General features: G+C 62.5%; 24 protein-coding genes. 11 read left to right on the top strand and 13 right to left on the bottom strand.

Annotated features, from left to right (window positions below):
- Nucleotides 1-103: 103 nt before the first annotated feature.
- Nucleotides 104-1,003 (bottom strand): methylisocitrate lyase, encoded by a 900-nt coding sequence (prpB, locus tag M5B99_RS13985; RefSeq protein WP_103497645.1) that lies wholly within the window; start codon nt 1,001-1,003, stop codon nt 104-106.
- Entirely contained in the window at nt 1,000-1,722 is a 723-nt protein-coding gene (locus M5B99_RS13980; protein WP_248804573.1) for a GntR family transcriptional regulator, read from the bottom strand. The genes prpB and M5B99_RS13980 overlap by 4 nt, the downstream gene beginning before the upstream one ends.
- Before the next feature lie 304 nt (nt 1,723-2,026).
- Between M5B99_RS13980 and M5B99_RS13975 the strand changes: the two genes are divergently transcribed.
- From M5B99_RS13975 to M5B99_RS30250, 6 genes are all read left to right on the top strand, one after another.
- Nucleotides 2,027-2,566, top strand: a complete 540-nt coding sequence (locus M5B99_RS13975) for an ATP-dependent zinc protease (RefSeq protein ID WP_248804572.1) — start codon at nt 2,027-2,029, stop codon at nt 2,564-2,566.
- Between the two features lie 5 nt (nt 2,567-2,571).
- The gene (locus M5B99_RS13970; RefSeq protein ID WP_248804571.1) at nt 2,572-4,104 is read left to right on the top strand and encodes an inactive transglutaminase family protein; all 1,533 of its coding nucleotides are present in this window, start codon (nt 2,572-2,574) and stop codon (nt 4,102-4,104) included.
- Nucleotides 4,104-5,090 (top strand): alpha-L-glutamate ligase-like protein, encoded by a 987-nt coding sequence (locus tag M5B99_RS13965; RefSeq protein WP_248804570.1) that lies wholly within the window; start codon nt 4,104-4,106, stop codon nt 5,088-5,090. The genes M5B99_RS13970 and M5B99_RS13965 overlap by 1 nt, the downstream gene beginning before the upstream one ends.
- A gap of 191 nt (nt 5,091-5,281) precedes the next feature.
- Nucleotides 5,282-6,625: an aminodeoxychorismate synthase component I gene (pabB, locus tag M5B99_RS13960; RefSeq protein WP_248804569.1), complete on the top strand. Its 1,344-nt coding sequence runs from the start codon at nt 5,282-5,284 to the stop codon at nt 6,623-6,625.
- 201 nt (nt 6,626-6,826) lie between these two features.
- Complete coding sequence (locus M5B99_RS13955) at nt 6,827-7,561, top strand: phosphoadenylyl-sulfate reductase (RefSeq protein WP_248796952.1); 735 nt, start codon at nt 6,827-6,829, stop codon at nt 7,559-7,561.
- A 55-nt stretch (nt 7,562-7,616) separates the two neighbouring features.
- A complete protein-coding gene (locus tag M5B99_RS30250) occupies nt 7,617-7,799 on the top strand; it encodes a pentapeptide repeat-containing protein (RefSeq protein WP_412548731.1) in 183 nt (60 codons plus the stop codon).
- An 83-nt stretch (nt 7,800-7,882) separates the two neighbouring features.
- Here the strand turns inward: M5B99_RS30250 and cysB are convergent, their stop codons facing one another.
- The 4 genes from cysB to M5B99_RS13935 all read right to left on the bottom strand — a co-directional run bounded on the left by cysB (nt 7,883) and on the right by M5B99_RS13935 (nt 11,049).
- Nucleotides 7,883-8,857: an HTH-type transcriptional regulator CysB gene (gene cysB, locus M5B99_RS13950; protein WP_040065465.1), complete on the bottom strand. Its 975-nt coding sequence runs from the start codon at nt 8,855-8,857 to the stop codon at nt 7,883-7,885.
- A gap of 111 nt (nt 8,858-8,968) precedes the next feature.
- Nucleotides 8,969-9,469, bottom strand: a complete 501-nt coding sequence (locus M5B99_RS13945; protein WP_248804568.1) for a universal stress protein — start codon at nt 9,467-9,469, stop codon at nt 8,969-8,971.
- Nucleotides 9,470-9,700: 231 nt separating this feature from the next.
- Nucleotides 9,701-10,666 carry a putative 2-dehydropantoate 2-reductase gene (locus M5B99_RS13940; RefSeq protein ID WP_248804567.1) on the bottom strand — a complete coding sequence of 322 codons (966 nt, stop codon included), beginning with the start codon at nt 10,664-10,666 and terminating at the stop codon, nt 9,701-9,703.
- Nucleotides 10,663-11,049, bottom strand: a complete 387-nt coding sequence (locus tag M5B99_RS13935) for a thioredoxin family protein (RefSeq protein WP_248804566.1) — start codon at nt 11,047-11,049, stop codon at nt 10,663-10,665. Before M5B99_RS13935 ends, M5B99_RS13940 begins: the two co-directional genes overlap by 4 nt.
- Between M5B99_RS13935 and M5B99_RS13930 the strand changes: the two genes are divergently transcribed.
- Nucleotides 11,048-11,494: a PilZ domain-containing protein gene (locus M5B99_RS13930; protein ID WP_248804565.1), complete on the top strand. Its 447-nt coding sequence runs from the start codon at nt 11,048-11,050 to the stop codon at nt 11,492-11,494. The genes M5B99_RS13935 and M5B99_RS13930 overlap by 2 nt on opposite strands.
- A gap of 129 nt (nt 11,495-11,623) precedes the next feature.
- Entirely contained in the window at nt 11,624-12,700 is a 1,077-nt protein-coding gene (locus M5B99_RS13925) for a 3-deoxy-7-phosphoheptulonate synthase (protein ID WP_248804564.1), read from the top strand.
- A 61-nt stretch (nt 12,701-12,761) separates the two neighbouring features.
- Here the strand turns inward: M5B99_RS13925 and M5B99_RS13920 are convergent, their stop codons facing one another.
- On the bottom strand, nt 12,762-13,043 hold the full coding sequence (locus M5B99_RS13920) for a GNAT family N-acetyltransferase (protein WP_100940822.1): 282 nt from the start codon (nt 13,041-13,043) through the stop codon (nt 12,762-12,764).
- Nucleotides 13,044-13,727: 684 nt separating this feature from the next.
- On the opposite strand from M5B99_RS13920, the gene oprI reads away from it, so the two are divergent.
- Nucleotides 13,728-13,979, top strand: coding sequence for an outer membrane lipoprotei OprI (oprI, locus tag M5B99_RS13915; RefSeq protein WP_100940823.1), 252 nt, complete (start codon nt 13,728-13,730; stop codon nt 13,977-13,979).
- A 134-nt stretch (nt 13,980-14,113) separates the two neighbouring features.
- On the opposite strand, the gene M5B99_RS13910 is transcribed toward oprI, so the two are convergent.
- From M5B99_RS13910 to M5B99_RS13900, 3 genes are all read right to left on the bottom strand, one after another.
- The gene (locus M5B99_RS13910) at nt 14,114-15,079 is read right to left on the bottom strand and encodes a L,D-transpeptidase family protein (RefSeq protein ID WP_248804563.1); all 966 of its coding nucleotides are present in this window, start codon (nt 15,077-15,079) and stop codon (nt 14,114-14,116) included.
- 127 nt (nt 15,080-15,206) lie between these two features.
- Nucleotides 15,207-15,500, bottom strand: a complete 294-nt coding sequence (locus tag M5B99_RS13905) for a hypothetical protein (protein WP_100940825.1) — start codon at nt 15,498-15,500, stop codon at nt 15,207-15,209.
- Nucleotides 15,501-15,554: 54 nt separating this feature from the next.
- On the bottom strand, nt 15,555-16,160 hold the full coding sequence (locus M5B99_RS13900) for an arylesterase (RefSeq protein WP_248804562.1): 606 nt from the start codon (nt 16,158-16,160) through the stop codon (nt 15,555-15,557).
- Nucleotides 16,161-16,170: 10 nt separating this feature from the next.
- On the opposite strand from M5B99_RS13900, the gene M5B99_RS13895 reads away from it, so the two are divergent.
- Both M5B99_RS13895 and M5B99_RS13890 read left to right on the top strand, forming a co-directional pair.
- Nucleotides 16,171-16,854: an ABC transporter ATP-binding protein gene (locus tag M5B99_RS13895; protein ID WP_248804561.1), complete on the top strand. Its 684-nt coding sequence runs from the start codon at nt 16,171-16,173 to the stop codon at nt 16,852-16,854.
- Nucleotides 16,854-19,358 carry an ABC transporter permease gene (locus M5B99_RS13890; protein ID WP_248804560.1) on the top strand — a complete coding sequence of 835 codons (2,505 nt, stop codon included), beginning with the start codon at nt 16,854-16,856 and terminating at the stop codon, nt 19,356-19,358. Before M5B99_RS13895 ends, M5B99_RS13890 begins: the two co-directional genes overlap by 1 nt.
- Before the next feature lie 99 nt (nt 19,359-19,457).
- On the opposite strand, the gene greB is transcribed toward M5B99_RS13890, so the two are convergent.
- The 3 genes from greB to M5B99_RS13875 all read right to left on the bottom strand — a co-directional run bounded on the left by greB (nt 19,458) and on the right by M5B99_RS13875 (nt 20,777).
- A complete protein-coding gene (gene greB, locus M5B99_RS13885; RefSeq protein ID WP_248804559.1) occupies nt 19,458-19,931 on the bottom strand; it encodes a transcription elongation factor GreB in 474 nt (157 codons plus the stop codon).
- Between the two features lie 87 nt (nt 19,932-20,018).
- Nucleotides 20,019-20,315, bottom strand: coding sequence for a helix-turn-helix domain-containing protein (locus M5B99_RS13880; RefSeq protein ID WP_248804558.1), 297 nt, complete (start codon nt 20,313-20,315; stop codon nt 20,019-20,021).
- A gap of 153 nt (nt 20,316-20,468) precedes the next feature.
- Complete coding sequence (locus M5B99_RS13875; protein WP_248804557.1) at nt 20,469-20,777, bottom strand: class I SAM-dependent methyltransferase; 309 nt, start codon at nt 20,775-20,777, stop codon at nt 20,469-20,471.
- Between the last annotated feature and the right edge of the window lie 319 nt (nt 20,778-21,096).

The following is a 21,096-nucleotide window of genomic DNA, read 5'->3' as shown; positions in this document are numbered from 1 at the left end:
GTCAGGGACTCGGCAATTCAATCAATGGGCGTTCGCCTCAAGAGGGTGCACACCCAAACCGTGGGAGCGGCGATCCGACAAGCTCCGCTCCCACAAAAAACGATCAGCCCTTCTTCTGCGCAAACAACGCATCGAGCTTCTGTTCGAAGGTGTGGTAATCGATACGATCGTAAAGCTCCATGCGGGTCTGCATGGTGTCGATCACGTTGGCCTGGGTGCCGTCGCGGCGAATCGCGGTGTAGACGTTTTCCGCCGCCTTGTTCATCGCGCGGAACGCCGACAGCGGATACAGCACCAGGGACACATCGGCGGACTTCAGTTGTTCGGTGGTGAACAGCGGCGTCGCTCCGAACTCGGTGATGTTGGCCAGGATCGGGGCCTTCACGCGGCTGGCGAACAGCTTGTACATCTCCAATTCGGTGATGGCCTCCGGAAAGACCATGTCGGCGCCGGCCTCGATGCAGGCGGCGGCTCGCTCCAGGGCCGACTCCAGACCTTCCACGGCCAGGGCATCGGTCCGTGCCATGATCACGAAGCTGTCGTCGGTGCGGGCATCCACCGCCGCCTTGATGCGGTCGACCATTTCCTGCAGGGTGACGATTTCCTTGTTCGGACGGTGGCCACAGCGCTTGGCGCCGACCTGGTCCTCGATATGGATCGCCGCCGCGCCGAACTTGATCATCGACTTGACCGTGCGCGCCACGTTGAACGCCGAGGCGCCGAAGCCAGTGTCGACATCCACCAGCAGCGGCAGGTCGCAGACATCGGTGATCCGTCGCACGTCAGTGAGCACGTCATCCAGGCCGGTGATGCCCAGGTCCGGCACCCCGAGGGAACCGGCCGCCACACCACCGCCGGACAGGTAGATCGCCTTGAAGCCGGCGCGCTTGGCCAGCAAGGCGTGGTTGGCGTTGATCGCACCGACCACCTGCAAAGGCTGTTCGCTGGCGACCGCATCGCGGAAACGCTGACCGGGCGTGCTCTTGTTGGAACCCTGACTCATGACTCACCTCGCTTCGTAGCTGTCGGTTGGACGGCGTCCTGATAATGACGCGCAATATTGCGTTTCGACGCGCCGATATGGCGGCGCATCAGCAGTTCGGCCAATTCGCCATCGCGTTCGGCGATGGCATCAAGAATCCGGTGGTGCTCGGCGAACGCCTGGCGTGGCCGATTCGGCGTGACGGAAAACTGGATGCGGTACATGCGCACCAACTGGTACAGCTCGCCGCAGAGCATTTGGGTCAGGGTGCGGTTGCCGGCGCCCTGGATGATCCGGTAGTGGAAGTCGAAATCGCCTTCCTGCTGGTAATAGCCGACCCCGGCCTGGAACGCCGCGTCGCGCTCATGGGTATTGAGAACCTCTCTCAGCTCTTCGATTTCCTCGGCCGTCATGCGCTCGGCCGCCAGGCGACAGGCCATGCCTTCGAGGGACTCGCGGATTTCGTAGAGCTCGATCAATTCGGCCTGGCTGAGGGACACCACCCGCGCTCCGACATGGGGCACGCGTACCAGCAGGCGCTGGCCCTCCAGACGGTGAATGGCCTCGCGCAGCGGGCCACGGCTGATGCCGTAGGTACGCGCCAGTTCCGGCTCGGAAATCTTGCTGCCGGGGGCGATCTCGCCCTTGACGATCGCGGCCTGAATGCGCCGGAAGACGTTCTCGGACAAAGTCTCCGAATCGTCCTGGATAATCACGGGCGGCTCCAGCTCATGCAGCATATTGTCGACACCTCATCCTTCAATGGCGCTAAAATTAGCCAATACCAGCAAATCAGTCAAAGAATTAATTGATATTGTCGACAATAGTCTAAGAAGCGTCGTGCACTGCACGCGGCATGGGAAAAACCTCGGGCTATCCGACGAGGCAGGCGCCCGGCGCTGGCGCGACAAGTCCAGCATGCTAGAATGCCGCGCGCTTCCGTCGATGCGCTGCCTGTCATATTTCTCTGACAGACGTACGAGGATGCTTGCGCGATATTGCCAGTCCCCTTGAATCAAGATTGCCCGATACGCGCCAGGATTTATGAGACCCAAGCCTTTCCCCCTACTGCTTCTCTGCCTGTTTTGCCTGCCAGGCACGAGCCTTGCGACAGAGAAGACGGTGTACGGCCTGAACGAGTACGCGCAACTGGCCGGGATCGACCTGCAAGTGCCGGCCAAGCTCGACACCGGCGCCAAGACCGCCTCCCTCAGTGCCCGCGACATCCACCGGTTCAAACGCAACGGCGAAAGCTGGGTGCGCTTCTACCTGGCGATCGACGCCGCCCATTCGCACCCGATCGAACTGCCCCTGGCCCGCGTCAGCAAGATCAAGCGCCGCGCCGGCGACTATGACCCGGATGAGGGCAACGCCTATACCGCGCGCCCGGTGATCACCCTGGAAATCTGCATGGGCAGCGCCTTGCGCAGCATAGAAGTGAACTTGACCGACCGCAGCAGCTTCCAATACCCGCTGCTGATCGGCTCCGAAGCCCTCAAGCGCTTCGATGCGCTGGTCGACCCCAGTCTTAAATACGCTGCCGGCAAACCCGCCTGCAACCACGACGCTCAAACCGCCGAGTAATCCGAATGCGTTCTCTCACCCTCCACCTGAAAATCCTGATCACCGTACTGGTGTTGCTGGGTGCTTCGGTCACGGCCTATCAGATTTTCGTGCTGGGGATTCCCGTCACCGAGGATGCCACGGACGACTTGTGGAATATCGACGCCAAGGTCGAGTTCGTCGCCAGCAACAAGGAACCGGTGAAGATCCAGATGTTCGTGCCGCCCCTGAGCCGCGACTACGTCAGCCTCAACGAGAGCTTCATTTCCAACAACTACGGGGTCAGCGTCAACCGCGCGGACGGCAATCGCAAGGTGACCTGGTCGGCACGCAAGGTCAGTGGCAAGCAGACCCTGTATTACCGCCTGGTGCTGACCAAGCGCTACACCGGCGAGAAACCCAAGGTCAAGGGCCCGACCTTCCGCGACAGCATGGCGATCGGGGGTCCGGAGAAAATCGCCGCCGACGCCTTGCTCGCGCCGATCCGCCAGCACTCGGCGGATGTCGAGTCCTTCATTGGCGAAACCATCAAGCGAGTCAACAACCTCAACGATGACAACGTCAAGCTGCTGCTGGCGGGCGATCCGTCGACCCCGCACAAGGCGCAGATCATCGAGCTGCTGCTGTCCATCGCCCATGTGCCGATGGAACGCGCCCACACCCTGCGCCTGGTGGCCGATCAACCGCAGACTCCGGAACTCTGGCTGCGCAGCTTCAACGGCAACGACTGGCTGTACTTCAACCCGGACACCGGTGAACAAGGCCTGCCGTCCGACCGCCTGCTCTGGTGGACCGGCGCCGACAACCTGATCAGTGTCGAGGGCGGCAAGAAAGCCGGCGTCACCTTCAGTCTGAACAACAGCGAGATGAACGCGATCCGCCTGGCCAAGCTGACCGACGAGAACTCCGACGCCAACTTCCTCGAATATTCGCTCTACGGCCTGCCGCTGCAAACCCAGCAGACCTTCATGATCATGGTGATGATCCCCATCGGCGTACTGGTGATCCTGATCCTGCGCAACCTGATCGGCCTGCAGACCCTTGGTACCTTTACCCCGGTGCTGATCGCCCTGGCCTTCCGCGAAACCCAACTGGGCTTCGGCATCGTCCTGTTCACCATCATTACCGCCCTCGGGCTGTCGCTACGCTCCTACCTGGAACACCTGAAACTGCAGATGCTGCCACGGCTGTCGGTGGTATTGACCTTCGTCGTGGTGCTGATCGCCGCCATCAGCCTGTTCAGCCACAAGCTCGGCCTGGAGCGCGGCCTGTCGGTGGCACTGTTCCCGATGGTGATCCTGACCATGACCATCGAGCGCCTGTCCATCACCTGGGAAGAGCGCGGCGCCAACCATGCCCTGAAAGTCGCCATCGGCACGTTGTTCGCGGCGTCCCTGGCGCACCTGATCATGACCGTGCCGGAACTGATCTACTTCGTTTTCACCTTCCCGGCGATCCTGCTGATCCTGGTGGGCTTCATGCTGGCGATGGGACGTTACCGCGGTTACCGCCTGACCGAGCTGGTGCGTTTCAAGGCGTTCCTCAAGGAAAACGCCTGATGTTCGGCCTGTGGAAAACCTGGAAGGCCCTGGAAGCCCGGGGCATCATGGGCATCAACCGACGCAACGCGGACTATGTGCTCAAGTACAACAAGCGCAGCCTCTACCCCATAGTCGACGACAAGATCATCACCAAGGAACGGGCCATCGCCGCCGGCATCCATGTGCCGGAAATGTACGGGGTGATTTCCACGGAAAAGGAAATCGACCGACTTGAAGCGATCATCGACGGTCGCCGTGATTTCGTCATCAAACCGGCCCAGGGCGCTGGCGGCGACGGGATCCTGGTGATCGCCGACCGTTTCGAGGGCCACTATCGCTCGATCTCCGGGCGGCTGATCAGCCACGGGGAAATCGAGCACCAGATTTCCAGCATCCTCACCGGCCTGTATTCCCTGGGCGGGCACCGCGACCGCGCACTGATCGAATACCGGGTGACCCCCGACCCGATCTTCAAGAGCATCAGCTACGAAGGCGTGCCGGACATCCGCGTCATCGTGCTGATGGGCTATCCGGTGATGGCCATGTTGCGCCTGCCGACCCGCCAGTCCCATGGCAAGGCCAACCTGCACCAAGGCGCCATTGGCGTCGGCGTGGACCTGGCGACCGGGATTACCCTGCGCGGCACCTGGCTGAACAACATCATCCGCAAGCACCCGGACACCACCCACCCGGTGGACGGCGTGCAATTACCGAACTGGGACGGCTTCATGCAACTGGCGGCCGGTTGCCATGAGCTCTGCGGCCTGGGTTATATCGGCGTGGACATGGTCCTGGACCAGGACAAGGGTCCGCTGATCCTCGAACTCAACGCCCGCCCCGGCCTGAACATCCAGATCGCCAACGACTGCGGCCTGACCCACCGCACGCATGCCGTGGAGGCACACCTGGCGGAACTGGCTGCCGAGGGCCTCACCGAGACACCGCAGCAACGGGTGCGTTTTGTCCAGGAACTGTTCGGACATGTGCCGACGATCGGCGACTGATCCACTCTCTTCACAACATTTCCCCTGTAGCAGCCGGCTTGCTGGCGATGAGGCCGGTGAGCCTTGCGCTGATCCTGCGAGCGCCATCGCCAGCGAGCCGGCTCCTACACGATCCCGCGACATGCCCCTAGGAGCAACGCCTACGGGGGACTACAATCGCGCACCGCGCTCCCATGGCTGAACCGCCCCCCATGTTGACCTGCTCCGTACATCCGCTGCCTTATCACGCCAATCCCGCCCATTACTTCGCGGCGGTTCGCCATGCGCCCGGTGCCGTATTGCTCGACAGCGGCCGTCCCGAGGCCGAACGCGGACGTTACGACCTGCTCAGCGCCTGGCCGCTGGAGCAACTGGCGATGCTGCCGGACGAACGTGGCGCGGCGTTCCTGCAACGCCTGCGGGACAACCTGGCGCGCCTGGGTGAAGCGCAACTGCCGGCGGCTTGCGAACTGCCGTTTGCCGGCGGCCTGATCGGCTACCTGAGCTATGACTTCGGCCGCCATCTGGAAAACCTGCCCGAGCAGGCACGGGATGACCTGCAACTGCCCGACGCGCGTTTCGGCCTGTACGCCTGGGCCTTGATCAGCGATCACCAGCAAGGCAGCAGCCAGCTGGTGTTCCATCCCAGCGTCGCAGCCGCCGAACGCGAGCGGCTGATCCAACTGTTCAGCCAGCCGGCCGGCCCGGACAGCAGCGAGTTCCGGCTCAAGGGGCCGATGACCGCGGACCTCAGCGCCGAGGCCTACCATCAGGCCTTCGAACGCATCCAGTACTATATCCAGGCTGGCGACTGCTATCAGGTCAACTTTGCCCAACGCTTCCGGGCCGCCTGCCAGGGCGACCCGTGGGTCGCCTATTGCGCCTTGCGCGCCGCCTGCCCGACGCCCTTCTCCGGCTTCCAGAGCCTGCCCGAGCACGGTGCGGTGCTGAGCCTGTCGCCGGAGCGCTTCGTCAAGGTCAGCCAGGGCCAGGTCGAGACACGACCGATCAAGGGCACCCGCCCGCGGGGCCGCGACGCGGCCGAAGACGCCGCCAATGCCGCCGAACTGCTGGCCAGCAGCAAGGACCGCGCGGAGAACCTGATGATTGTCGACCTGCTGCGCAACGACCTGGGGCGCACCTGCCGTATCGGTTCGGTGCGGGTCCCGGAACTGTTCAGCCTGGAGAGTTACCCCAACGTGCACCATCTGGTGAGCAGCGTGACCGGGACCCTGGCCGCCGACCGCGACGCCCTCGACCTGATTGCCGGCAGCTTCCCCGGCGGCTCGATCACCGGCGCACCAAAGATCCGCGCCATGCAGATCATCGACGAGCTGGAGCCGACCCGCCGGGCACTGTATTGCGGTTCGCTGCTGTACCTGGATGTGCGCGGCGAGATGGACAGCTCCATTGCCATCCGCAGCCTGCTGGTCAAGGATGGCCAGGTCAGTTGCTGGGGCGGCGGCGGCATCGTCGCCGACTCCGACTGGCGAGCTGAATACCAGGAGTCCATCACCAAGGTGAAGGTCTTGCTCGACACCCTGCAAGGCCTGTGAAACGTCGCCCTCTCAGAACGCCACCACACCTGTGGGAGCCGGCTTGCCGGCGATGAGGCCAGTAAATCGACTATTCGGCCGCTATCGCTGGCAAGCCGGCTCCCACAAGGGCGCGCGTACGGACAGGGGGCCGTCGCCGAAGGATTTTGTTACTATTCGCCTATTCGAGCGCCAAGCGCCACTGACTGTAGGAACCGCCTGATGAGCCAACCGTTCGACGTCGCTGAACTCGCCGCGACATACGCCAACAAGTCCGCCCAGGACATCCTCAAGCTGGCCTTCGCCCAGTTTGGCGACGACCTGTGGATATCTTTCAGCGGCGCGGAAGACGTCGTGCTGGTGGACATGGCCTGGAAACTGAACAAGAACGTCAAGGTCTTCAGCCTCGACACCGGGCGCCTGCACCCGGAGACCTACCGCTTCATCGATCAGGTGCGCGAGCATTACAAGATCGACATCGAGCTGATCTCCCCGGATCACAATGAGCTCGAGCCGTTCGTCAAAGCCAAGGGCCTGTTCAGCTTCTACAAGGACAACCACGGCGAATGCTGCGGTATCCGCAAGATCGCCCCGCTGCGCCGCAAGTTGTCCGGTGTCAGCGCCTGGGCCACCGGCCAGCGTCGCGACCAGAGCCCGGGCACCCGCAGCCAGGTGGCGGCACTGGAAATCGACAGCGCCTTCTCCACCCCGGAACGCACCCTGTACAAGTTCAACCCGCTGGCGCAGATGAGCAGCGAAGAGATCTGGGGTTATATCCGCATGCTCGAACTGCCCTACAACAGCCTGCACGAACGCGGCTTTATCAGCATCGGCTGCGAGCCCTGCACCCGTCCGGTGCTGCCGAACCAGCACGAGCGCGAAGGCCGCTGGTGGTGGGAAGAAGCCACGCAGAAGGAATGCGGCCTGCACTCGGGCAACCTGATCGCCAAGATCTGAAGCTGCCTGAAGGCCGGCAGGCTGATCGCAGATCCTGAACAAGGGACCCGAGCTTGTGGGAGCGGAGCTTGTGGGAGCGGAGCTTGTGGGAGCGGAGCTTGTGGGAGCGGAGCTTGTGGGAGCGGAGCTTGTGGGAGCGGAGCTTGTGGGAGCGGAGCTTGTGGGAGCGGAGCTTGCCCGCGAAGCTTTTGACGACCTCAAGGGCCTATTCGCGGGCAAGCTCCGCTCCCACAGTTGAAGTACCGTTCGAGAGAACACGTGCCTGACAGCGCGCACAAAAAAGCCCCGAACCAGTCGGGGCTTTTTCATGTCCGGGGGAACTCAGTGCACCGGCAGCTCGACACCGTCGAACAGCTCTTCCAGCTCCTGCTTGTTATGGCACTGGATGGCCTTGGCCATGACTTCACGGGTCAGGTGCGGGGCGAACTTCTCGATGAAGTCGCACATGAAGCCGCGCAGGAAGGTCCCGCGGCGGAAACCGATCTTGGTCACGCTGGATTCGAACAACTCGCTGGCATCGAGCACCACCAGGTCCTTGTCGAGCACCGGGTCCACCGCCATCTTGGCGACAATGCCGACACCCAGGCCCAGCCGCACATAGGTCTTGATCACGTCGGCGTCCGCCGCGGTGAACACCACCTTGGGGGTCAGGCCGCGATGGCTGAAAGCTTCGTCCAGCTTGGAACGACCGGTGAAACCGAACACGTAGGTGACGATCGGATATTCCGCCAGGGTTTCCAGGGTCAGCTTCGGCAGCTTGGTCAACGGATGCCCTTGAGGCACGACCACGCAACGGTTCCAACGATAGCACGGCATCATCACCAGGTCGCCGAACAGCTCCAGGGCTTCGGTGGCAATGGCGAAATCCACGGTACCGTCGGCGGCCATCTCGGCGATCTGCATCGGCGAGCCCTGGTGCATGTGCAGGGCCACGTCCGGGTATTGTTTGATAAAGCTGCTGATCACCGGCGGCAAGGCATAACGCGCCTGGGTATGGGTGGTGGCGATCGACAGGGTGCCTTTCTTCTCGTTGGAGAATTCCTGGGCAATCTGCTTGATGCTCTCGACCTTGCGCAAGATCTCGCCGGCCGTAGTGATGATACGCTCACCGGCGGGCGTGACGCGGGTCAGGTGCTTGCCGCTGCGGGCGAAGACTTCGACACCCAGCTCGTCTTCGAGCAGGCGGATCTGTTTGCTGATACCCGGCTGAGAGGTGTAAAGGCTTTGGGCGGTGGCGGAAACGTTGAGGTCGTGGTGCGCCACTTCCCAGATGTAGCGCAGTTGCTGAAGCTTCATATGCATCCCTCAAAGCAGGTAAACGCCACAGTAGCAGCGGCGATATATAACTATATGAATGGTTTTAAGAATAAATCTAGAACTTTTTTATCAGAACCCAGACTTTCCGGCTCAGATATCGCCATAGCGACGGCGTTGCAACAGCGGCACCAGGTAAACCGGCACTTGGGCCAACTGCAGGACCCGCGCGGCGGTACGCCCCAAATGCCCCTCGCCGCCGCAGCCATGGCTGTGGCTGCCAACGATCAACAGGTCCACCGAGAGGGCCCGGGCCTGCTCGAGAATGACCTGCGAAGGGTCGCCCTGAAGGACCTTGATCGACTGGATCATGCTCAGGTCCTGCAGCCCGTCGGCGCACTCCTCGCGAAAGCTGTCGAGCACCCGCTGCTCGATGGTCGCCATCACAGTGTTCAGACCCTGGCGGTGAAATTCGTTCAATGCCTGCTCGTCCAGGTAGCTCTGCAACACTGACTCGGCGAACAACCCCATGGGCTCGACCGCGTGCACCACGTACAAATCGGCCTTGAACGTCCGCGCCAACCCCAGGGCATGCTGCATGACATAAGGCGCATACAGACCGAGGTCGGTGGCGTACAGCATCGAATGGATCATGGGGCCTCCTCGACTGCCAGAATGGCGGAGTTCAGTTGAGCTTAGCAGCGCCCCGAAGACCTCGGAGCGCGGCTGGTCGGGCCGGCCCCGTTGCTCATCCCTGAAGGAACACGCGGTTGAATCCCCCACAAAACCTGTAGCCGGCCTGCTGGCGATTGCGATCTGACCGTCGACATTCTTGTTGCCGGGTAAACCGCTATCGCCAGCAGGCCGGCTCCTACAGAACCGTATTCAGCCCTGACGATTGTTCGCGTCGATAAACGCCAGGGCCTGGTACAGCGCCCGGATCTTCGGCAATTCGCAACCGGCGGCACTCGCCGCGGCCAGCGGCCGGACATAGACGGCGTCCAGCTCCAGCGCCCGCTTGTGGACGAAGTCGTGGTACATGCTCGGCCAGTAGTCCGGCATCTTTTCCGTCACCTTGAACAGATGCTCGGCATAACCGGCCGGCAGCTCATGACCACAGGCCTGGGCGCCCCGGACCACCTCGGCCATCAGCGCCTGGACCAGTTCGCGACTGCTGTCATCGCTCATCAGTGGCGTGGTGCTGGCGCGCAGCAACACCGACAGACCGTTGTAAGGCACGTTCCACACCAGCTTCTGCCAGCGCGCCTGCTGCAGGTTGACCATGGCCTGGGACTCGATGCCCGCGCCGTGGAACAAGGCGGCGCCCGCTTCGACCAGGGCCTGGCGGGCCGTGGCGTCATGCAGCAACGGGCCGCTGTGATAACCGATGTTCACCGCGCCGAGGGCCTGGTGCACGATGGCCCCGGGGCCGGCACGGTGCACGCAGATGAAACACAGCCCGCCCAACAGATGCAGGGACTCGGGCAGCAGCGTACGCAGCTCATCCTCTACGTCGAGGCCGTTCTGCAGCACCAGCACCTTCGCCCCCGGGGCCGCGGCCTGGGCGATCAACGGCGCGAGACTGGTGTTGCTGGTGGTCTTGGCCCCCACCAGCAACCAGTCGCAGGGCGGCATGTCGGCGGCCTGGGAATAGGCCTGCACGTCCTTCAAATGCAGGGGGCCGTGCACCGCACTGTCGACCCGCAGACCGTCTTCGGCTACTGCCGAAAATTCGCTGCGCAGCAGGAAATGCACGTCGAAGCCGGCCCGCGCCAGCATTACACCGTAATACCCACCGATCGCACCGGTGCCGATAATGCCGATACGCGGCCTGCTCACTGAACCTGTCATGGCAACTCCTCTGGTACAAGACTCAAGGCCTGCCGAACCGCGTCGGCAAGCTCGTTCACAGCCAGGCGTGACTGCACTGCTCCATGAAAGCCACCGTCCTTGACCACAAACAGCGCGGGCAGATGAAACACCCCGTAACGCTGTACCGCTCCGCCGTTGTCACCCGCATCGATCCAGCACAAGCGCTCGACCGGCAAGGCCAGGGTCGGCAATACCTCCCGGGCGAAACGGCAGGAGGCACAGCCGACACTGGTGAATATCAGTAATGAAACGCCTGGCAAGTCCAATAGACTCCGGTCGATATCAAAATCCGTCAACTCCAGGCCCTTCACTATACTGTTGGAAAGTTTTTCCACTGATCGACGCAGGGAGCCGTTGTTCATGGTGCGCTTTCTTCCTCATCCCGATGACATTCCCGTCACATTGACCCTGCTCGAGCATTCCTGCATCTCCCGCCACCGGCTCGACAGCATCAGCCTGGGCGGCGTCTCCTGTCTCTCGGCGCGCGGCTGGCGCAAGGGCTCGGCGCTGCAAATGCGTATTCCGAGCCTGGGCGAAGCCGCCTGCTATCCCGGCTATGTCGCCTGGTGCCTGAAACGCAAGCACGGCTACCGGGTGGGCATTGCCTTTGTCGACGAGCAAACCCTGTTCGGCGCCCGCATGGGCGAGCAGGTCTGCCAGATCGAACGCTACCAGCGAACCCGCGGGCGACAAAGCGAAGATCGACAAAACATCGAAGTCATCGCCCTGGAATGGGTCCGGGAACACGCCGGCGACTTCTCCCGGGCCAGCCTGGAGCACCCTTATGTGCGCGCTTTGCTCGATTAAACCGGCCAGGCCATTGCCCGCGCCCCGTCTAACGCGCTAAGGTTCGGCTCCCCGACGCGCTTAAATCTGCTGCGCTCCGCCGCGCGGGGATCGCTGGCGGCCGGCACCCGTGACCTGACGAGTAACACGATGGCTGATTTACCGATCAACGACCTTAACGTCGCCTCCAACGAGACGCTGATCACTCCCGATCAGCTCAAGCGTGAAATTCCCCTGAGCGAGACCGCCCTGCGCACTGTGACCAAAGGTCGCGAGGTGATCCGCAATATTCTCGATGGCACGGATCATCGCCTGTTCGTCGTGATCGGGCCGTGCTCGATCCACGACATCAAGGCGGCCCACGAATACGCCGAGCGCCTGAAAGTCCTGGCCGCCGAAGTGTCCGACAGCCTCTACCTGGTGATGCGCGTGTATTTCGAGAAGCCGCGCACCACCGTCGGCTGGAAGGGCCTGATCAACGACCCTTACCTGGATGACTCCTTCAAGATCCAGGACGGCCTGCACATCGGTCGCCAGTTGCTGCTGGACCTGGCGGAAATGGGCCTGCCCACCGCCACCGAAGCCCTCGACCCGATCTCGCCGCAGTACCTGCAGGACCTGATCAGCTGGTCGGCCATCGGCGCGCGCACCACCGAATCCCAGACCCACCGCGAAATGGCTTCGGGCCTGTCCTCGGCCGTGGGCTTCAAGAACGGCACCGACGGCGGCCTGACCGTGGCGATCAACGCCTTGCAGTCGGTGTCCAGTCCACATCGTTTCCTCGGCATCAACCAGGAAGGCGGCGTGTCCATCGTCACCACCAAGGGCAACGCCTACGGTCATGTGGTCCTGCGCGGCGGCAACGGCAAGCCGAACTACGACTCGGTCAGTGTCGCGGTCTGTGAACAGGCGCTGGCCAAGGCCAAGATCAAGGCCAACATCATGGTCGATTGCAGCCATGCCAACTCCAACAAGGACCCGGCCCTGCAACCGCTGGTGATGGAGAACGTCGCCAACCAGATCCTCGAAGGCAACCAGTCGATCATCGGCCTGATGGTCGAAAGCCACCTGAACTGGGGCTGCCAGGCAATTCCGAAAGACCTCGCCGACCTGCAATACGGCGTGTCGATCACCGATGCCTGCATCGACTGGAACACCACCGAAAAAACCCTGCGCAGCATGCATGCCAAGCTCAAGGACGTGTTGCCCAAGCGCCAGCGCGACTGATCGCGACAGGCAGACGCAAAAACGCCGGGCATCGCCCGGCGTTTTTGTGTGCGTCATGGACTCAGATCTTCGCGGCGTGCCGCTGATGGCGTTCCATGTAACGCTCGACATAGGAGCAGGAAGGAATCACCGTGTAGCCCATCTGATCGGCATAGGCCAGCGCGTGCTCGGTCAGCGCCGCCGCGATGCCTCGGCCGCGCAAGGCGTTGGGCACGAAGGTACGGTAGATATCCAGGGTCTGCTTACCCAGGTCCATATAGGTCAGGTAGGCACGATGACCGTCCACATTGGTCTCGAATTGATGACCTGCCTGGTCATGGTGGATGGACAACGCCTCGCTCATCGCTACTCCTCGCGGGTCTTGGGTTCTGACCCTACCTTACATGTTTTTCCGGCGAAGGGACCACCTGGCTTCCTACGAAAAATCGCTACAGCAGCCAAATAATCACAAATATCCTACGCCACCCCGTGCCTGGTTGGACAACGAGAAGAGCCGACAGCTCTTGAACAAGTGGGCACCTGACAGATAGTAGGCGTCCTGCCTGCCCTGCTCAAGACACGCTCGTCATATGCTCCGGCCGGCTCATGGTAGCCCGGCCGCCTGGGCCCTTTCGCTGAAAAACCTGAACGGCGGCTGCAGATCGCCGGAATGTTATGTTGTAAGACGAACAGTGCTTCTTAAAGTCACTTTTCAATTGGCAAAGATGCCTCCCCGCCCTGCCGACGGTAGAAGAAAAGAGTCATTCGCCGCGACTAGCGCGACGCTTGTATGAGCAGCGGACAGTCTCCGTGACTGGCACACTAGTGCAGATCGGACTTGCCCAAAGCGCCCGAATCGCGCCCGGTTGCTGCACATTTTTCATACAGGATGATGAAAAGTTAGCTGAAAACATTCTCTTCCAAAAATTTTTTTTGCTTCTTGCGCTACGTCAGTTTACTTACTACAAGTAATGGGTAGTATGTATGCCGACTATATCCCCACTCTGGGGAGATGGTTATTAATAGAAAGTCCTTGAAGGGGAACACGATGAACAACGTTCTGAAATTCTCTGCTCTGGCCCTGGCCGCCGTTCTGGCCACTGGTTGCAGCAGCGCTTCCAAAGAAACCGAAGCTCGTCTGACAGCTACTGAAGACGCTTCTGCTCGTGCCCAGGCTCGTGCTGACGAAGCTTACCGCAAAGCTGATGAAGCTCTGGCTGCTGCTCAAAAAGCACAACAGACTGCTGACGAAGCTAACGAGCGCGCTCTGCGTATGCTCGAAAAAGCAAGCAAGAAGTAATAACCCTTCGGGGTTGTTATCAAGCCGATCCATCACTGGATCGGCTTTTTTTTGCCTGGCAGAAAGTGGCCGGCGCGCCGGCATAAAAAAACCCGCCCGGACCTCAAGGCCTGGACGGGTCGTTTACAACGCCCTTACTGCTGCAGATCGGGCGCGTTGGAGACCATCGACGGTGCCCCCGGCATGGCGATTTCCGTCGGCAGGCCGTCTTCGGCCGCCACCACGTCACGCACCTGGTCCCAGTTGACCCGCAGGTTGTTCGCCAGGTCTTCACGCTTGAGCAAGGCATTGATCACCGCGGTGTGCTTGTCGACCACCGAAGGGTTGCCATTGTCGTCCAGCGGCGTATGGGCTTCGAGGAACACCTTGCCGCCGCTCACGCCGAACTTGTAGGCCTCGTTGATAATCCGCACCGACGTGCCTACCGGCACCATGCCGGCCATTTCCAGCACGTTGTTGTTGTACATGCGGAAGCAACCGTGGCTGGTACGGGTGCCGATACCGAACTTCATGTTCGAACCATGGATCAGATACCCCGGCGTACCCAGGGTGAACTTGAACGGGCCCAGCGGATTGTCGGGACCGGCCGGGACCACGTTGGGCAGGGGATCACCTTCGGCGGCGTGCTCGGCCTTGATCGAAGCCGGCGGAGTCCAGGTCGGATTGGGGATCTTGGCGGTAATGGTGGTGTGGGCGACCGGCGAGCCCCAGCCTTCACGACCGATCCCCAACGGGAAGGTGTAGACCACGTTGCGACCCTTGGGGAAGTAGTACAGGCGGTACTCTGCCAGGTTGATCACGATGCCTTCGCGCGGTCCCGGCGGCAGGATGAAGCGGGTCGGCAGGACGATATCGGTCCCCGCGCCCGGCAACCAGGCATCGACGCCCGGGTTGGCCGCGACCATCTCCGAATAACCCAGGTCGTAGGTGGTTCCGAGGTCGGCGAAGGTATCTTCGTACTTGGCCTTGATCACCTGGACCTGGCCGACAATATCCTCGCCAGGAGGAGGCAACGGCAGTTCCAATGCCGAAACGGGACCCGCCACACAGAGGGCGGCAACAGACAGGCAACGGGCAACGGCAGGAAAGCGCGACAACATCCGGGACATCCTTCGCATAGATCGACGTAAGTAAATAGACAGCGATTGTACACCGACACCGCGCCAGCCAGGGAGACGACCCGCCGGGACAATCGTAACGAGACAGGTCCGGTACAGGTTGCCGGGCTCAGAGCTCGAAGCGCAGCTCCGGCCAGATCGGCGGCGTGCCGCGCTTCTGCGATTCGAGAATCGCCCGGCACAGGGGACACAGGCGCTGGTCCTGGAAAATCGAGCGGTCCACCCCCGACCAACGCGGCTGGGCCGGCAACAGGGTACCGCACAGCGTGCGATCGGCCGAACCGCCGAGTTCCAACTGCCGGGTGACCAGGTGCACGCGTACTTCCTGACAGGCGAACAGATCGAGCTGCTCGTCGGGTTCGATCAGTTGGTAGGCAAACAAGGACCAGGCGGGACGCTGCATCGGGGGCTCCAAATCGGGGCGCCACCTTAGCCGAAAGCCGGCCGCTAGAAAAGCTCAAAGCAGCGGTTTCAACCTCGGCCAGACGTTATCGAGCAACATCCCCTGGCCCGCGGGCGCCGGATGAATCCCATCGGCCTGCATCAACTCGGGGTGTCCGCCGATGCCCTCGAGGAAAAACGGCACCAGCGCGATGTTTTTTTCCGCGGCCAGCTCACCGTAGACCTTGGCAAAGGCCTGGGTGTAACGCGGGCCATAATTGGGCGGAATCTGCATCCCGAGCAGCAGGACTTTTGCACCCACGGCCTGGGACTTGTCGATCATTGATGCAAGATTTTGTTTCAATTGCGTCGGCAACTGCCCACGCAGGCCATCATTGCCGCCCAATTCGAGCACCACCACCTGCGGTTTATGCTCTGCAAGCAGCGCCGGCAGCCGCGCCTGGCCACCGGCACTGGTGTCGCCACTGATGGACGCATTGACCACCTGGTCGGCGAAACCTTCGGCCTTCAGGCGCTTTTCCAGCAGGGCGACCCAGCCCACGCGGGTATCCAGGCCGAAACCTGCGCTGATACTATCGCCCACGATCAGCACTGTACCCGCCGCCGCGTTCTGGGCCATGCACATCAAGGCCAGACCGGCACTCAAAAACCACACTCGCATCGGATTCTCCATGGGCGAAAGTATTCTCACCGCGCAGAACCTTAGCAAAGTGGTTCCCAGCGCGGAAGGTGAACTGACCATCCTGCACCCTTTGAGCCTGACCTTGAACAAGGGCGACAGCCTGGCCATCGTCGGTGCCTCGGGTTCGGGCAAATCGACCCTGCTGGGCCTGCTCGCCGGCCTCGACCTGCCCAGCGCCGGCGAAGTCATCCTCGCCGGACGGGCCCTGAGCACCCTGGACGAGGACCAGCGCGCGCGGATCCGCGCCGAACATGTCGGCTTCGTGTTTCAGAGCTTCCAATTGCTGGACAGCCTCAACGCCCTGGAAAACGTCATGCTGCCCCTGGAGCTGGATGGCCGCAGCGATGCCCGCGAACGCGCCCGCGGCCTGCTCGAACGGGTCGGCCTGGGCCAGCGCCTGACGCACTCGCCACGCCAACTGTCCGGTGGCGAGCAGCAACGGGTGGCCATTGCCAGGGCCTTCGCCGCCGAGCCGGACGTACTGTTCGCCGACGAACCCACCGGCAATCTCGACAGTCACACCGGCCAGCGCATCAGCGATCTGCTGTTCGAACTGAACCAGGAGCGCGGCACCACCCTGGTGCTGGTGACCCACGACGAACGCCTGGCCCATCGCTGCCGGCGCCTGATCCGTCTTGACGCCGGCCATCTGGTCGGCCCTCTGGAGCCTTGATGGCACGCCTGCCGCTGTTGCGCCTGTTCAGCCTCGCCACCCGCCAGCTCCTGCGCGACGCCCGCGCCGGGGAATTGCGGGTGCTGTTCTTCGCCTTGCTGGTGGCGGTCGCGGCCAGCACCGCCATCGGTTACTTCGGCGCCCGCCTGAACGGCGCGATGCAGCTGCGGGCCACCGAATTCCTCGCCGCCGACCTGGTGCTCGACGGCACCTCCAGCGCCCGTCCGGAACAGCTCCAGACCGGTCGCGAGCTGGGCCTTGCCCATGCGCGGGCGGTCGAGTTCTCCAGCGTGATCGCCACCGACACCGGCATCCAGCTGTCGAGCATCAAGGCCACCGACGAACACTACCCGCTACGTGGCGAACTGAAGAGCGCCGCCGCTCCTTTCGGCGCCGAGACCGTCGGCGGCGGACCGGCACCGGGCGAGGCCTGGGTCGAAGCGCGACTGTTGACCGCGCTGGACCTGAAGATCGGCGACCACATCGATGTCGGGATGAAGAGCGTGCGCCTGGCCCGGGTCCTGACCTATGAGCCGGATCGCGCCGGCAACTTCTACAGCCTGACCCCACGGGTGCTGATCAACCTCGCCGACCTCGACGCCACCGGTGTGGTCCAGCCTGGCAGCCGGGTCGACTACCGCGAACTGTGGCGCGGTTCGGCCAACACCCTGGCGACCTATCGCGAGCTGATCAAGCCCGGCCTGGCACCGAACCAGCGCCTGCTCGATGCCCGCGACGGTAACCAGCAGATCGGCGGTGCCCTGGGCAAGGCCGAGCGTTACCTGAACATGGCCAGCCTGGTGGCGGTGCTGCTCTCCGGTGTCGCCGTGGCCCTCAGCGCCAGCCGTTTCGCCGCCCGGCGCTTCGATGCCAGCGCGCTGCTGCGCTGCCTGGGCCTGTCGCGCCGGGAGACCATGACCCTGTTCAGCCTGCAACTGGCGATGCTCGGAGTGCTGGCCAGTGTCAGCGGCGCCCTGCTCGGCTGGCTGGCCCAACTGGGCCTGTTCGCCCTGCTGCATGACCTGCTGCCCGCCGACGTACCTCCGGGCGGGTTGATGCCGGCGCTCGCCGGTGTCGGTACCGGGCTGGTGGCCCTGGCCGGATTCGCCCTGCCGCCCCTGGCCGGCCTCGGCCGGGTACCGCCGCTGCGGGTCCTGCGCCGCGACCTGCTGCCGATCCCGGCCAGCACCTGGCTGGTCTACGGCACCGCCTTGCTCGCGCTGGGCCTGATCATGTGGCGCCTGAGCCTGGACCTGTTGCTGACCTTCGCCCTGCTGGGCGGCGGGGTGATCGCCGCGCTGCTGCTCGGCGGCCTGTTGCTGCTCGTGCTGCAAAGCCTGCGTCGGCTGCTGGCCAGGGCCTCGCTGCCCTGGCGCCTGGGCCTGGGCCAGTTGCTGCGCTACCCGCTGGCGGCGGCCGGGCAATCCCTGGCGTTCGGCCTGATCCTGCTGTCCATGGCGCTGATCGCCCTGCTGCGTGGCGAGTTGCTCGACACCTGGCAGAACCAGTTGCCGAAAAATGCGCCGAACTATTTCGCCCTGAACATCCTGCCGGCGGACAAGGACGGTTTCCGCGAGCACCTGATCCAGCTCGCGGCCACCTCGGCGCCGATCTATCCGGTGGTGCCCGGCCGGCTGATCAGCATCAATGGCACCCCGGTGCAGGAGATCGTCAGCAAGGATTCCGGCGGCGATCGCGCGACCCAGCGCGACTTGAGCCTGACCTGGGCCGCCGACCTGCCGCCGGGCAATATCCTGACGCAAGGCAGCTGGTGGCCGGACAAGCCCACGGGCGACATTCCCGGCGTCTCGGTGGAAGCCAAGGTCGCCCTGAGCCTGAAGCTCAAGCTCGGTGATCACCTGGTGTTCAGCGTCGGCGGGGTCAACCGCGAAGCGGTGGTCAGCAGCCTGCGCACCATCAACTGGGACAACTTCCAGCCGAACTTCTTCATGATCTTTCAGCCCGGCACCCTGCAGGACCTGCCGGCGACCTACCTGACCAGCTTCTACCTGGCACCGGGGCACGACAAGGACATCGTCGAACTGTCCCGGGCCTTCCCGGCGGTGACCATCCTGCAGGTGGAGGCGCTGTTGGAGCAACTGCGCAGCATCCTGGCTCAGGTCACCATTGCCGTGGAGTACGTGCTGCTGTTCGTCCTCGCGGCGGGCATGGCGGTGCTGTTCTCCGGCTTGCAGGCGACGCTCGATGAACGCATCCGCCAAGGCGCGCTGCTGCGGGCCCTGGGGGCCGAGCGCAAGCTGCTGGTCAAGGCCCGGCGGATCGAGTTCGGCCTGCTCGGCGCGGCCAGCGGCCTGCTCGCGGCCCTCGGCACGGAGCTGGTGAGCTGGGTACTGTACCGGTTCGCCTTCGACCTGCCCTGGCACCTGCATCCGTGGCTGTTGTTGCTGCCGTTGATCGGCGCGCTGATGGTTGGCGGCGCCGGTGTGTTCGGCACCCGCCGGGCACTGAATGTCAGCCCGCTGACAGTGCTGCGCGAGGGCTGATGGAGTCAGTCAAGACTCCAGGACAGCGGATGAGTCATCAGTACTCTCCGCGTCCCGTCCCGATCACGTCCAAGCGCCCGGCCGGCCTGCGCGCCGAGCTTATTTTTCGTAAAAGACCTCGTTGATCCACCACAACACTTCACCACTTGGGGTCTGCACAACGACCTCATCGCCCACCTCTTTTTTCAAAAGCGCGCGCGCCATCGGCGAGTCGATCGAGATGTAGTCGTTGCGGCCGTAGATTTCGTCGTAGCCCACGACCCTGAACTTCTTGGTTTCACCCGCCTCGTTTTCGATCTCGACCCAAGCCCCGAAAAAAACCCGGCCTTCCTGCTCAGGTGAGTACGCGACTACACGGACATCCTCGAGACGCTTGCGAAGGTAGCGGACTCGCCGATCGATTTCCCGAAGCAGCTTCTTGTTGTACTGGTAGTCGGCATTTTCGCTACGGTCTCCCAGCGATGCGGCCCAGGTGACCTTTCTGGTGGTATCGGGACGTTTCTCTCGCCAAAGGTAATCAAGCTCTTGCTTCAGAGCTTCATGGCCTGCCTGGGTGATGATATTGGTACTCAAGACCGGATTCTCACTGATGAATCATCCTCATGCCATTAGCGGTGACGGTGAGTCACTCGGTGGGCTTGAACCTGGGGGTGAGTGAACTCATGTGTTACCCCGTTTTCGCTTGAGGTTTTTCAGCTCATCGATTGAGTCCGGGTTCGACGGCTTGAACAAACTCAGCATCGGGGTCAGTTCGTCGAGCGCCGTGGCCAGAAGAATCATCGACTCAAGGGTGATGGAGCCGGTGTACTCGAACCGCTTGATGGAGGACTCAGAGACCCCGGATTGCTCGGCCAAGGTCTTGCGGGAAAGATTCTTGGACAGGCGCAATGACTCGGCATTTTTCCCCAACTCACGGGCGATCTGCCCTGGGGAGTACAGAGAATGCATGAGTGACATCGCTTAACCCTCACAGGCTATTGGTCAAAACCGACCCACTATTACACAAATAAAACTGTAAAAGGTCGATTTTGACCAGTAGTCAGAGAACGGCAAACCGACGCCAGCAGATTGCTCGTTTCTAAACCCCGCGCGAATGCCCTGAAACAACCACTAGCGCCGAGTGATCAAACCTTGCCGCGCCACGCGGGTCAGTTGGCGGATCACGGCTTCGGCGTGCTCGGTGTCCGGTGCCTGGATCACCGCCAGATCAAAGCTGTTATCCGCGAAACGGGCCAGGGAATCGCCATCCTTGACAAACTGGATCAGGAAGGCCGAAGCACGGCCCTTGCGTCGCGGCCAGCCGTCGAGATAACGCAGTAGCGTGGGCTGATGTTGACCGCCGAGGAGGATTTTAGGGTTGCGTAAAGGCAGGCTCGCCGTAATCGGCGCAAGACGTACAACGGGGCGTGGGTTGTTCAAAGTGCGTGTCTCCGCCTCAACGATCTGCCGGGCAGGTGTGAGGCAACACCGAACCAGCGCTTTAGCGGTATTTCGAAGCCTGTCGCAAGCTTCTGTCGGCGGTCTCTCGACCGGCCTGGCGCCCCGCAAGTAGCTGTTTAAATCGGCGCATGTATTTATCCTAGAGAAGCCGGTAGCAAGCTGTCAAGAATCCCCCACAACGAAAAAGCCCGCAAAGACCAGACTGTGCGAAAACCTAGCAATCTGCTGGCCGGTTAAAGAAAATGCCCGTATCGCAAGATACGGGCATTTTTCTTATGCGCTATATCCAAGGTGAAAG

It is taken from the genome of Pseudomonas sp. MWU13-2100, from assembly GCF_023242365.1.
GTDB lineage: Bacteria > Pseudomonadota > Gammaproteobacteria > Pseudomonadales > Pseudomonadaceae > Aquipseudomonas.
The sequence above is the reverse complement of the archived record's forward strand: the minus strand, read 5'-3'. Positions and strand labels throughout refer to the sequence as shown.